The following is a 12,393-nucleotide window of genomic DNA, read 5'->3' on the forward strand; positions in this document are numbered from 1 at the left end:
ACTTCACGTCAGGATAGATGGCGTTGGCCGATGTCGGTAGTCGGCGGGCTCCCCCGTACGGGGTGATCCACCCGACAGCCGCTCGCGGGAACCATCCGGGGAGACCGGGTCTGGCTCGACCGGCAGGCGCGCCGAGCGGCCGACGGCCGGCGTACCGGCTCCGATGGCGGTGCGACCGAACCGCTCACGCACGAGGTCCATGGCCCGCTCGGCCTCCCGGCGCGCGTCGGCGTTCCCGACGACGGCCTCCTCCAGCGTCAGCTGCCGGGGTCCGTCGTCCGCCGGGCCCAGCCCCTCGGCGCGCACGCCGACCAGCCGGACCGGCAGGCCGCCCAGGTCCACACCGGCCAGGAGGTCGCGCGCGGCCAGGTAGATCTCGCGCCCGACGTCGGTCGGCTGCGGCAGCGTGCGGGACCGGGTGAGTGTCCGGAAGTCCGAGGTGCGGACCTTGACGGCGACCGTGCGCGCCACCTGCCGCTGCGCGCGCAGCCGCCCCGCGCACCGGTCGGCGAGCTCGAGCGCCTTGCTCTCCACCACCCGCATGTCGCGGACGTCCACGGCGAAGGTCTCCTCCGCGCCGACGCTCTTCTCCTCGCGGCCGGGCAGGACGGGGCGGGGGTCCCGGCCCCAGGCGAGGTCGTACAGGTGCGCCCCGGACGTGCGCCCGACGGCACGCTGCACGGTGCCGACGTCGCTGCTCGCCAGCTCGGCGACGGTGCGGATGCCCCAGCGCTCGAGCGCCGCGGCGGTCCGCTCCCCGACGCCCCAGAGCGCGCCGACGGGCAGCACGTGCAGGAACGGCACGGTGGCGGCCTTCGGGACGAGCAGCACGCCGTCGGGCTTCGCGTGGCCGGAGGCGAGCTTGGCGACGAACTTGGTCGAGCCGATGCCCACCGAGCACGTGATGCCGTACGCGGCCTGCACCCGCTCGCGGATCAGCGCGGCGATGCGCGTCGGGCTGCCGAGCCGCCGCCGGGCCCCACTCACGTCCAGGAACGCCTCGTCGACGCTGACCTGCTCCACCAGGGACGTGACGCCGTGCAGGATCTCCATCACCCCGCGCGACACCTCCTGGTAGGCGGCGTGGTCGGGCGGCACGACGACGGCCTGCGGGCAGAGCCGGCGCGCGTGCGCCATCGGCATCGCGGAGTGCACGCCGAACGCGCGCGCCTCGTAGGTGGCGGCGAGCACGACCGACCGCTCCGACCCGCCGACGATCACCGGCTTCCCGCGCAGGTGCGGCCGCCTGGCGAGCTCGACGGAGGCGAAGAACGCGTCCATGTCGACGTGCAGGATCGAGCACCCGTCCTCCTCGGTGCCCCAGTCGCGTCGCGCGTCCTGCGACCGTGGGCCGCGGCTCATCCGGCGCGCGCCTCCTCGACGGCGCCCTCGAGCTCGGCGCGGACGATGTCCAGGAAGTCCTCCGCGTGGCAGAGCACCTGCTCGGCACGCTCGGGCGAGACGGCGTCGAACCGCCCGGCGTCGACCGCCGCGCGCAGGCCCGCACCACCGGCGAAGTAGCTGGACCACCGGCCGAGCTCCGGCGACACGGCGTCCAGCAGCTCCCAGACCGTCCGCGGACCACGCCGCCCGGACAGGGGCTGCCGCTCGGCGAGCACGGCGGCGCCCGCCCGGAGCGCAGCGAGGTGCGCGTGGGTGAACTGCTCCCACGGCTCGGACGAGAACTGCGCGGCGACCAGCTCCGCGTCGGCACGCTGCAGCAGCTCGGCAGCGCGGCCGGACAGTCCGGGCGCGGCGCTCCGCGGGGCACGAAGGGTGTTGACCGGCATCGCGCACCTCCCTCTCTCGACCAACCCAGTATCGAACACCTGTTCGAACGCGTCAACCCGTACGGTGGACGGATGGCGTCGCGCGACAGGTCCGGACGTTCCAGCCGGTCCGACAGACGTGCTCGACCTGCATCAGGCTCGCACCGACCACTGACACGCGGAGGCGACGGCGACGGCGAGCGCTGGCCCGACGGCCCGGTACCCATCGCGACCGGCACGGCCGAGGTGCAGCGCTCCCCGGACGACCCCGACGCGGTCACCCTGCTCGTCAACGGCGTGCCCAGCTCGCACCTGGACCTGGCCGACCCCGAGCGCCTCGACTTCGAGTACATGCAGCAGATGGCCGCGGTGCTCGACCACCTGCGGGTCGGCGACGGGCCCTTCCGCGCCGTGCACCTCGGCGCCGCGGGGTGCGCCATGGCGCGCTGGGCGGACTCCCGGTTCCGCGGCGCTCGGCAGGTCGCCGTGGACCTGGACCCCGTGCTGGTGCAGCTGGTGCGCGACTGGTTCGACCTGCCGCGCTCCCCCGCGCTGCGGCTGCGCGCGGGCGAGGCCCGCGCGGAGCTGGCCACTCTCCCGGACGCGAGCGCGGACGCGGTGCTGCGCGACGTGTTCGCCGGGGACCGCACCCCGCCGCACGTCACCACCGAGGAGTTCACGCGCGACGTCGCGCGGGTCCTGCGGCCCGGCGGCGTCTACCTCGCCAACTGCGCCGACCGGCCCCCGCTGGCCCTGGCCCGGACCGAGGCGGCGACGGTCGCCGCCGTGTTCGCGCACGTGGCCGTGGTGTCGGAGCCGGCGCTGCTGCGCGGGCGGCGCTACGGCAACATCGTCGTGGTCGGCACGGACGACCCCGGCCTGCTCGACGACCCGGGGCTGGCTCGTGCCCTGCGGTCGCTGCCCGTCCCCGCGCGGCTGCTGCACGGCGCGGAGCTGGCGGAGTTCGTCGGCCGGGCGGCGCCGCTGCACGACGCCGCTCCCGAGCTCGAGCCGGACGCCGGTGCGGACGTCTAGGGACGCGCGGCCCGCGCACGAACGAGGCCGCACCCCGGAAGGGATGCGGCCTCGTCGGCTCGGACGCTCCGAGGGAGCGGTCCGATCAGATCAGAGCGGGCGGACCTTCTCGGCCTGCGGGCCCTTCGGGCCCTGCGTGATCTCGAACTCCACGCGCTGGCCCTCCTCGAGGCTGCGGTAGCCCTGGGAGTCGATCGCGGAGTAGTGCACGAAGACGTCAGCGCCGCCGCCGTCCTGGGCGATGAAGCCGTAGCCCTTCTCAGCGTTGAACCACTTGACAGCACCCTGTGCCATGTTCTTGTCCTTCTGTCCATCCGGTGACGGACCGGGACCTCGTGCCCCGAACCGTGCCGCAATGCCTATCCCGCGTCCTGCACCGGGTGCACCAGCCGGATGGCTGGAAGGTACCGACACGGGGTTCCCGAGGGCCCCCGCACGGCGCCGGTCAAGCGTCAGTACGTCACTGCAACACGGCGATCCTCTCACGCAGGTCATCGCCGCGCCACGGTTCTCCACCAGGGCGATCGCCGCCGGAGACAACGATCCGATCACGGTCCGGTCACAGGACGACCACACCGACCGGGTGGTCGGGAGCGGGCGCCGGCCGGTCAGACGACCAGGTCGGGGTGGGCCCGGCGCGCGCTGCGTCGCCCCAGGAGCATGCCCGCGACACCCAGCACCCAGGGCACCGCGACGACCGAGAACGCCGTGCGGAACGCGTCCAGGTCGCGCGCCCCGCCCCCGACGCGGTCGAGCACGATCCCGACGACGAGCATGGTGAGGAGCGCCCCGACGAACCCGCCGGTGTTGACGAACCCGGTCGCGGTGCCGAGCCGGCTCGGCGGCGTGCAGGAACGGGCGACGTCGAACGCCACCAGCGAGGTGGGACCGCCGACCGCCACGACGACGACGAACACGGCGAGCACCCACATCGGCACGGGCGACGACGGCAGCGTCACCGACAGCCAGGCCAGGCCGATCGCGGCGGCGGTGCCGAGCGCGAGCGGCATCCGCGCGGCGGGGCGCCGGCCGACCAGCAGACCGATCAGCGGACCGGCGACGACCGCGGCGACGACGTTCAGCGTCAGCAGCGCGCTCGCCTCGCCGGCGGAGCGCCCCTGGCCCTCGACGAAGAACGCGTAGCCCCAGAGCAGCACGACGACGTGGTTGCTGAACTGCCCCGAGAAGTGCATCCAGAACCCGAGCCGGGCACCGGGGTCGCGCAGGACCGCGCGCAGGGCGCCCGGCTCGCGCGCCGCGCGGGAGCGGGCCGGTCGCCAGCGCAGCCGCAGCAGCCCGACGCCCCGGCCGCCGCCCGACGCCAGGACGACCGCGGCGGGGTCCGCGGGGGCGTCGCGCACGACGGCGAGCACGGCGATGGTCGCGACCACGCCCACCGCCGCGACGGAGAGGAAGGTGGTGCGCCACCCCTCGGCGTGCAGCAGCGCGACCACCGGCACGGCGGAGAGCACCTGCCCCAGCTGGCCGAGGCTGCCGGTCAGCTGCGTCATCACGGGGACCCGGCGCGCGGCGAACCAGGCCGGGACCAGCCGCACGACGGAGACGAACGTGAGCGCGTCACCGGCACCCACGAGCACGCGGCCGAGCAGCACCCAGCCGGCGGAGGGCGCGACGGCGAGGACCACCTGCCCGGCGGCCATCCCCGCGGCGCCGGAGGCGATGAGGACCCGCGACCCGTAGCGGTCCAGGAGCACGCCGACGGGCACCTGCAGCAGCGCGTAGACCACGAGCTGGGCGACGGCCATCGTCGCCAGCGCCGCCGAGGAGACCCCGAACAGCGCGCTCACCTCGAGCGTGGCGACGCCGAACGACGACCGGTTCATGATCGCGACGACGTACGCGCCGACCGCGACGGTCCAGACGAGCAGCGCGCGGCGGTCGGAGGTCACGTGGAGCCATTCTGCCTGCTCCCCGCGGCCTCCTCCGCCGCGCGCCGTCCCGCCCGGGCGGGACTCAGTGCGTCAGGAGCCGTCCCCGCGCTGCTCCGCCAGGAACCGCTCGAACTCCTCGCCGAGCTCGTCGGCGGTCGGCAGCTCGGACGTCTCGGCCAGCAGGCTCGGCCGGCCGATGTTCCGCGTGAAGGCGTCGTACTGCTGCTCCAGCGCCTGCACGACGGTCGCGACCTCGGGCGAGTCCTCCACCTGGCGCTCGACCTCCAGCATCGTCTCCTCCGCGGCGGCGGTCAGCGCGCCGAGGTCGAGCTCGAGGCCGGCGGCCCGCTGCACGTGCTCCAGGCCCGTGATGCTCGCCTGCGGGTACGGCGACTGCGCGAGGTAGTGCGGCACGTGCACGGCGAAGCCCATCGCGTCGTGCCCCGACTGGCCGAGCCGGATCTCCAGCAGCGACCCCGCGTCGGCCGGCACCTGCACGGTGCCGAACCAGGAGGTGTAGTCGGCGACGAGCTCGGGCCGGTTCGCGTGCGCGGTGACGGACAGCGGCCGCGTGTGCGGGATGCCCATCGGGATGCCGTGCAGGCCCACGGTCAGCGGCACGTCGAACCGCTCGACGATCTGGCGCACCGCGGCGGCGAACCGCTCCCACTGCACGTCCGGCTCGACGCCGTGCAGCAGCAGGAACGGCACCCCCGAGGTGTCCCGGACCAGGTCGATCGCCAGCTCGGGCTCGTCGTACTCGCCCCAGTGGTCGCCGTCGAACGTCACGGTCGGCCGCCGGGAGCGGTAGTCGAGCAGCTGGTCGACGTCGAAGGTGGCGAGCCGCTCGGTGGGGAGCTGCTCGGTCAGGTGCTCGGCCGACAGGCGCCCGGCACCGCCGGCGTCGACGAAGCCGCGCACGGCGTGCACGAGCACCGGCCCGCTGCCGCCCGCCGTCCGCGCCTCGACCTCGGCGGCGACCGCCGGGTCGACGGCGTAGATCTCGCTCGGGTCCAGCATGGGTCCTCCTGGTGGTCACGGATGCGTGCCGCCCGCCGGGCGGCTTCCGACAGGCACAACACCGCGAGCGCCCCGGCTCTTCCCGCAGGCCGGGGAGGAAATGCGCGCCGCTCGGTCGCACGTGACGCGGGACGCCCCGGATGGCGGATAATGGACGGCCGCTCGTGCCGGGAGACCGCGCCGGGCAGCGGGCGCAGGCGGTCGGACGAGCCGCAGCAGGGGCGCCGCGGGACGAGGCGACGGGAGCACGCGTGAGCGGGATCGAGGCGCAGCTGGCGGCCGAGCAGGAGGTCGTGGGCGCGCTGTACGCGCGGCTCGACGAGCTGCGGGCCGCCACCCGCGAGCGCCTGGCGGAGGTCCGCCGGGTGGGGCCGTCCGGCTCGCCGCAGAACCGGTCCGAGCGGGACGCCTTCGCCACCCTGTACGAGGACCGGCTGGCGCGGCTCGAGGCGGTCGAGGACCGGCTCGCGTTCGGGCGGCTCGACCTGACCGAGGGCGGCCGCCGGTACATCGGCCGGATCGGGCTGAACGACGACGACCACACGTCGATCCTCACGGACTGGCGCGCGCCCGCGGCGCAGTCGTTCTACCGGGCGACCTCGGCCCGTCCCGACGGCGTCGTGCAGCGGCGGCACCTGATCACCCGCGGCCGGCGCGTGACCGGGCTCGAGGACGAGGTCCTCGACCTGGACGTGCTGGCGGACGAGGACGCCGCCGAGCGGCTGGGCGCGCTGTCCGGGGAGGGAGCCCTGCTGGCGGCCCTGGCCGCGCGCCGCACGGGCCGGATGGGCGACATCGTCGCGACGATCCAGGCGGAGCAGGACGCGATCATCCGCGCCGACCTGGCGGGCGCGCTGGTCGTGCAGGGCGGACCCGGCACGGGCAAGACGGCCGTCGCGCTGCACCGCGCCGCCTACCTGCTGTACGCCCACCGGCGGGTTCTGGAGCGCTCGGGCGTGCTGCTGCTCGGCCCGAGCCGCACCTTCCTGCGGTACATCGACCAGGTGCTCCCCTCGCTCGGCGAGACGGGGGTGGTGTCGACGACGGTGGGTGAGCTGTACCCCGGGCTGGTCGCGACCGGCTCGGAGCCGGACGCCGTGGCCGAGATCAAGGGCCGGCTGGTCTGGCGCCGGATCATCGAGCGCGCCGTCCGGCAGCGGCAGCGCGTGCCCGAGCAGCCGACGTCGGTCACCATCGACGGCCGCACGATGGTCGTCCGGCCGAACGACGTCCGGTCCGCCATCGCGCACGCCCGCCGCGGGCACCGGCCGCACAACCAGGCGCGCGTGACGTTCGTGCGGGACATGCTCGGCCGTCTGGCGGAGCAGTACGTCAGCCAGCTCGGCTGGTCGGTCGCTCCGGACGAGCGCGGGGAGATCGTCGAGGAGCTGCGCAGCACCCGCGAGATCCGGATCGCGCTGAACCTGGCGTGGATGCCGCTGACCCCGCAGGGCCTGGTGTCCGCGCTGCTGTCCAGGCCGGCCCGGCTCGACGCCGCGGCACCGGAGCTGTCCGCGCACGAGCGGGCGGCGCTGCTGCGCGACGCCGACGCGCCGTGGACCGAGGCCGACGTCCCGCTGCTCGACGAGGCCGCCGAGCTCCTCGGCGAGGACGACCAGGCGTCGCGCGCCCAGGCGAAGCACGACGCCGCGCAGCGGGCGCAGGAGCTCGACTACGCCCGCCAGGTGCTGCAGCAGTCGGGCTCCGGGCTGGTCTCCGCGGAGCTGCTGGCCGACCGCTTCGCCTCGACCGGCCCGGCCCTCACCACGGCCGAGCGCGCCGCCGCCGACCGCACGTGGACGTACGGCCACGTGGTCGTCGACGAGGCGCAGGAGCTGTCGCCCATGGCCTGGCGGATGGTGCTGCGCCGGGTGCCGACCCGCTCGCTCACCGTCGTGGGCGACGTCGCGCAGACGTCGACCGCCGCCGGCACCCGGGACTGGTCGCGGACGTTCGACCGTATGCTCTCCGGCGGCTGGCGCATGGCCGAGCTGACCGTCAACTACCGCACCCCCGCGTCGGTGGCCCGCGCCGCCGAGCGCGTCGGCCGGGCCGCGGGGCTCCCGCTCACCCCGGCCACGTCGGCACGGGACGTCGACGACGCGCTGCGCACGGAGCAGGTCGACGCCGCCGCGGTCCCCGACGCCGTCGCCCGGCACGCCGCCGCGGCGCTGGACGCGGTGCGGGACGCGAGCGGCGCCGGCCGGGTCGCGGTCATCGCCGCCCCGGAGGCGCTGCCGGCGCTGGCCCGGGTGCTGCCGGGGGCAGGCGCCACCCGTGCCGGGTCGCCGGACCTGGACGCGCCGTTGACGCTGATGACGCCGACCCAGAGCAAGGGCCTGGAGTTCGACGTCGTCGTGCTGGTCGAACCGGCGGACGTGCTCAAGGGCGGCGCCGGCGACCTCTACGTGGCGATGACCCGGCCCACGCAGGCGCTGCACGTCGTGCACGCGGAGCCGCTGCCGGCGGGCTGGGACGGGCCGGACGACGTCTGACGGCGTCTGACGGCACAGGTGTCCGAGGACCGGGACCGGCTTGGAGCCCGGGGCGACGAGGCGCACCATAGGGGCGTGCTACGCGCCCTGCTCCTCGAGAACCTGCATCCCCAGGCCCGCGCCATCATGGAGGCGGCCGGCTACGAGGTCGTCACGCGCTCCGGCGCGCTCGACGAGTCCGAGCTGATCGAGGCCCTGCAGGGGGTGCACCTGCTGGGCATCCGGTCCAAGACCCAGGTCACCGAGGCCGTGCTCGACGCGGCGCACGACCTGGTCGCGATCGGCGCCTACTGCATCGGCACCAACCAGGTGGACCTGCACGCCGCCGCGTCCCGGGGCGTCGCCGTGTTCAACGCCCCCTTCTCCAACACGCGCTCGGTGGTGGAGATCGCGCTGGCCGACATCATCGCGCTGACCCGCCGCCTCACCGTGCTGGACCGCTCGATGCACGACGGCGTCTGGAACAAGTCGGCAGACGGCGCGCACGAGGTCCGCGGTCGCACGCTGGGCATCATCGGCTACGGCAACATCGGGACGCAGCTGTCGGTGCTCGCGGAGAACCTCGGCATGTCCGTCGTCTTCTACGACACCGCCGAGAAGCTCGCGCTCGGCAACGCCCGGCGCGCGGAGACCCTGGACGAGCTGCTCGACGTCGCGGACATCGTGACGCTGCACGTCGACGGCCGGAGCGGCAACGCCGGCCTGTTCGGCGCCAAGCAGTTCGCCCGGATGCGCGAGGGCGCGATCTTCCTCAACCTGTCCCGCGGGTTCGTCGTCGACTACGCGGCGCTGCGTGACGCGGTGCTCGCGGGGCACGTCGCGGGCGCGGCGGTGGACGTGTTCCCGGTCGAGCCGAAGCGCAAGGGCGACCCCTTCGAGTCCGAGCTGCGCGGCCTGCCGAACGTCATCCTGACCCCGCACACCGGCGGGTCCACCGAGGAGGCGCAGGAGGCGATCGGCCAGTTCGTGTCGAACAAGCTCCGCGACTTCATGACCACCGGCACCACGATGCTCAGCGTCAACCTGCCGAACCTCACGCTGGAGCACCGCCCCGGCGTGCACCGGCTCACGTACCTGCACCGCAACGTGCCCGGCGTGCTGGCGGCGGTCAACCAGACGCTCGCGGAGCACGGCGCGAACATCGAGGGCCAGCTGCTCGCGACGCGGGGCGAGGTCGGCTACGTGGTGACCGACGCCGTCGCCGTCGAGAGCGCGGTCGTCGAGGCGCTGCGCGCCCGGCCGGAGACCATCCGGCTGCGCGTCGTCGACTGACGCCGGGGACGGCCGATACGGTCGGTGGCGTGCACCTCGCCGCCACCGACCGCCACGACCGCCTCCCCCTGCGCCGCGCCGGCCGCACGGGCCTCGACCTGCCCGCGGTGACCCTCGGGCTCTGGCAGAACTTCGGGGACGCCACGCCGTTCGCCGACCAGCGCGCGCTGGTGCTGCGGGCCGTCGACCTCGGGGTCGTGCACCTGGACCTGGCGAACAACTACGGACCGCCGCCCGGTGCGGCCGAGGCGACGGTCGGGCGGCTGCTCGCCACCGACCTCCGGGCGTACCGCGACGAGCTCCTCATCGCGACCAAGGCCGGCTACCGGCAGTGGCCCGGGCCCTACGGCGAGTTCGGCTCCCGCAAGTACCTGCTGGCGTCGCTCGACCAGTCGCTGCGGCGGCTCGGCACGGACCACGTCGACGTGTTCTACAGCCACCGGTTCGACCCGGCGACGCCGCTCGAGGAGACGATCGGCGCGCTCCGGACCGCGGTCGACTCCGGCCGCGCCCGGTACGCCGGGATCTCGTCGTACTCCGCGCACCGGACGCAGGAGGCGCTGGCGGTCGCGGCGGCGATGGGCCTGCCGCTGGCGCTGCACCAGCCGTCGTACTCGATGCTCAACCGCTGGGTCGAACGGCCCGACGAGGTCGCCGGCGGGCCCAGCCTGCTGGACGTGGCCGCCGGAGCCGGGCTGGGCGTCGTCGCGTTCTCCCCGCTGGCGCAGGGCATGCTCACCCGGAAGTACCTGGGCGGCGTGCCCGCGGACTCCCGGGCGGCGCGCGGCGGACCGCTGCGGTCGGAGTACCTGAGCGACGAGAACCTCGCGCGGGTCCGCGCCCTCGCGGCCGTCGCGGAGGCGCGCGGCCAGTCGCTGGCGCAGCTGGCGATCGCCTGGGTGCTGCGCGACCCGCGGATCACGTCGGTGGCGCTCGGCGCCCGCACGCCCGAGCAGCTCGAGGAGAACCTCGCGGCGGTCCACGGGCCCGTGCTGACCCGCGACGAGCTCCTGGAGGTGGACCGGCACGCGGTCGACGCCGGGATCAACCTGTGGGGGTCGCGCTCGTCGGACCTGTGACGTCCTGCGCCGGTCCGGTGACGACCCTGCGGTTGCCTGGGGCTACGCCCGCGTAAGTTACGCCCGCGTAGGTTACGGTGACCTCGTGACTGCATTCACGCGACCGTGGCACGACTCCTACGCGCCGGGCGTCCCCACCGAGGTGACCGTCCCCGACGAGCCCCTGCTGGCCGCGCTCGACCGCGCCGCCGCGACCTGGCCCGAGCGCGTCGCCGTGGACTTCCTCGGCGCGGCGACGACGTACGCCGAGCTCGCCGAGGCCGTGTCCCGCGGGGCGACGGTGCTGCGGGACCTCGGCGTGCGCGCGGGCGACCGTGTCGCGATCGCACTGCCCAACTGCACGTCGCACATGGTCGCCTTCTACGCCACGCTGCGCCTGGGCGCGGTCGTCGTGGAGCACAACCCCACCTACACGGCGGCCGAGCTCGAGCACCAGCTCGCCGACTCCGGCGCCACGGTGGCACTGGTCTGGGAGAAGGCGGTCCCCGCCGCGCTCGAGGCGCAGCCCGCGACCGAGGTGCGCACGGTCGTCGCCGTCGACGTCTCCGCCGACCTGCCGCGCCTCAAGCAGCTCGCGCTGCGACTGCCGCTGCCCGCGGCCCGGCGCACCCGTGCCGCCCTGCGCGCCACCCCGCCCGCCGGCACCCCGGTGTGGCACCGGCTGCTCGGCGCCGCGGCGCCGCTGCCGGCCGACCACCCCCGCCCCACGGCTGAGGACGTCGCGCTGCTGCAGTACACCGGCGGCACCACCGGCACCCCGAAGGCCGCCGTCCTCACGCACCGGAACCTCGTGGCGAACGCCGTGCAGGGCCAGGCGTGGACCCAGGCCGAGGCCGGCACCGAGACGATCTACGGCATCCTCCCGTTCTTCCACGCGTTCGGTCTCACGCTCTGCCTCACCTACGCCACGCGGGTCGGCGCGACGCTGGTCGCCTTCCCGAAGTTCGACCCCGCCGCGGTGCTCGCCGCGCAGCGCCGCCGGCCCGGGACGTTCCTGCCCGCGGTCCCGCCGATGCTCGACCGGCTCGCGGCCGCCGCCGAGACGTCGAAGACCGACCTCACGTCGTTCCGCTACGCGATCTCCGGCGCGATGTCGCTCTCCCCGGAGACCGCGGCCCGCTGGGAGCGCGCCACCGGGGGCCTCGTCATCGAGGGCTACGGCATGACCGAGACCTCGCCGGTCGCGCTCGGCAGCCCGCTGTCCCCCGCACGCAAGCCGGGTGCGCTGGGGCTGCCGTTCCCGAGCACCGACATCCGCGTGGTCGACCAGAACGACCCGACGCGGGAGGTGGAGCCCGGCGAGCAGGGCGAGCTGCTCATCCGCGGCCCGCAGGTGTTCTCCGGCTACTGGGGCCGCCCGGACGAGACGGCGGACCAGCTGCTCCCCGACGGCTGGCTGCGCACCGGCGACGTCGTGCGGCTCGACGAGCGGGGCTTCGTCGTCCTGGTCGACCGCATCAAGGAGATGATCGTCACCGGCGGCTTCAAGGTGTACCCGTCGCAGGTCGAGGACAAGCTCCGCGGCATGCCGGGCGTCCGCGAGGTGGCGGTGGTCGGCCTGCCCGGCGGCGACCTGGGCGAGAAGGTGGTCGCCGCGATCGTCACCGAGCTCGGCGCCCACGTCGACATCGCCGCGGTGCGGGAGTGGTGCGGCGAGCGGCTCGCCCGGTACGCGGTGCCGCGCGAGCTGGTGATCCTGACCGAGCTGCCGCGCTCCCAGATCGGGAAGGTCCTGCGCCGCGTGGTCCGCGACGACCTGATGGCGGCCGGCACCGCCTGAGCCGCAGTCCGCAGCACGACGACGGGCCCGCACCCTCCGGGGGTGCGGGCC

10 protein-coding genes are annotated in these 12,393 nt (G+C 75.1%); 5 read left to right on the forward strand and 5 right to left on the reverse strand.

Annotated elements, in window-relative coordinates; translation table 11 throughout:
• Nucleotides 1-3: 3 nt before the first annotated feature.
• Together ACWPWW_RS04200 and ACWPWW_RS04205 are read right to left on the reverse strand one after the other, a co-directional pair.
• Nucleotides 4-1,362, reverse strand: a complete 1,359-nt coding sequence (locus ACWPWW_RS04200) for a DNA polymerase IV (protein WP_454049086.1) — start codon at nucleotides 1,360-1,362, stop codon at nucleotides 4-6.
• A complete protein-coding gene (locus ACWPWW_RS04205; protein ID WP_454049087.1) occupies nucleotides 1,359-1,790 on the reverse strand; it encodes an SAV_6107 family HEPN domain-containing protein in 432 nt (143 codons plus the stop codon). Before ACWPWW_RS04205 ends, ACWPWW_RS04200 begins: the two co-directional genes overlap by 4 nt.
• 225 nt (nucleotides 1,791-2,015) lie before the next feature.
• Between ACWPWW_RS04205 and ACWPWW_RS04210 the strand changes: the two genes are divergently transcribed.
• Entirely contained in the window at nucleotides 2,016-2,804 is a 789-nt protein-coding gene (locus tag ACWPWW_RS04210) for a spermidine synthase (RefSeq protein WP_454049088.1), read from the forward strand.
• Nucleotides 2,805-2,894: 90 nt separating this feature from the next.
• Here the strand turns inward: ACWPWW_RS04210 and ACWPWW_RS04215 are convergent, their stop codons facing one another.
• The 3 genes from ACWPWW_RS04215 to ACWPWW_RS04225 form a co-directional block, all read right to left on the reverse strand.
• A complete protein-coding gene (locus tag ACWPWW_RS04215) occupies nucleotides 2,895-3,098 on the reverse strand; it encodes a cold-shock protein (protein WP_146833414.1) in 204 nt (67 codons plus the stop codon).
• Between the two features lie 314 nt (nucleotides 3,099-3,412).
• The gene (locus ACWPWW_RS04220) at nucleotides 3,413-4,714 is read right to left on the reverse strand and encodes an MFS transporter (RefSeq protein WP_454049089.1); all 1,302 of its coding nucleotides are present in this window, start codon (nucleotides 4,712-4,714) and stop codon (nucleotides 3,413-3,415) included.
• 72 nt (nucleotides 4,715-4,786) lie between these two features.
• A complete protein-coding gene (locus ACWPWW_RS04225; RefSeq protein ID WP_454049090.1) occupies nucleotides 4,787-5,716 on the reverse strand; it encodes a proteasome assembly chaperone family protein in 930 nt (309 codons plus the stop codon).
• 251 nt (nucleotides 5,717-5,967) lie between these two features.
• Between ACWPWW_RS04225 and ACWPWW_RS04230 the strand changes: the two genes are divergently transcribed.
• The 4 genes from ACWPWW_RS04230 to ACWPWW_RS04245 all read left to right on the forward strand — a co-directional run bounded on the left by ACWPWW_RS04230 (nucleotide 5,968) and on the right by ACWPWW_RS04245 (nucleotide 12,342).
• On the forward strand, nucleotides 5,968-8,211 hold the full coding sequence (locus tag ACWPWW_RS04230; RefSeq protein WP_454049091.1) for a HelD family protein: 2,244 nt from the start codon (nucleotides 5,968-5,970) through the stop codon (nucleotides 8,209-8,211).
• Nucleotides 8,212-8,286: 75 nt separating this feature from the next.
• Complete coding sequence (serA, locus tag ACWPWW_RS04235; protein ID WP_454049092.1) at nucleotides 8,287-9,483, forward strand: phosphoglycerate dehydrogenase; 1,197 nt, start codon at nucleotides 8,287-8,289, stop codon at nucleotides 9,481-9,483.
• A 29-nt stretch (nucleotides 9,484-9,512) separates the two neighbouring features.
• A complete protein-coding gene (locus ACWPWW_RS04240; protein WP_454049093.1) occupies nucleotides 9,513-10,562 on the forward strand; it encodes an aldo/keto reductase in 1,050 nt (349 codons plus the stop codon).
• A gap of 85 nt (nucleotides 10,563-10,647) precedes the next feature.
• Nucleotides 10,648-12,342, forward strand: a complete 1,695-nt coding sequence (locus ACWPWW_RS04245; RefSeq protein ID WP_454049094.1) for an AMP-binding protein — start codon at nucleotides 10,648-10,650, stop codon at nucleotides 12,340-12,342.
• The last annotated feature ends 51 nt before the right edge of the window (nucleotides 12,343-12,393 follow it).

This window comes from Cellulomonas sp. Marseille-Q8402 (assembly GCF_965119525.1).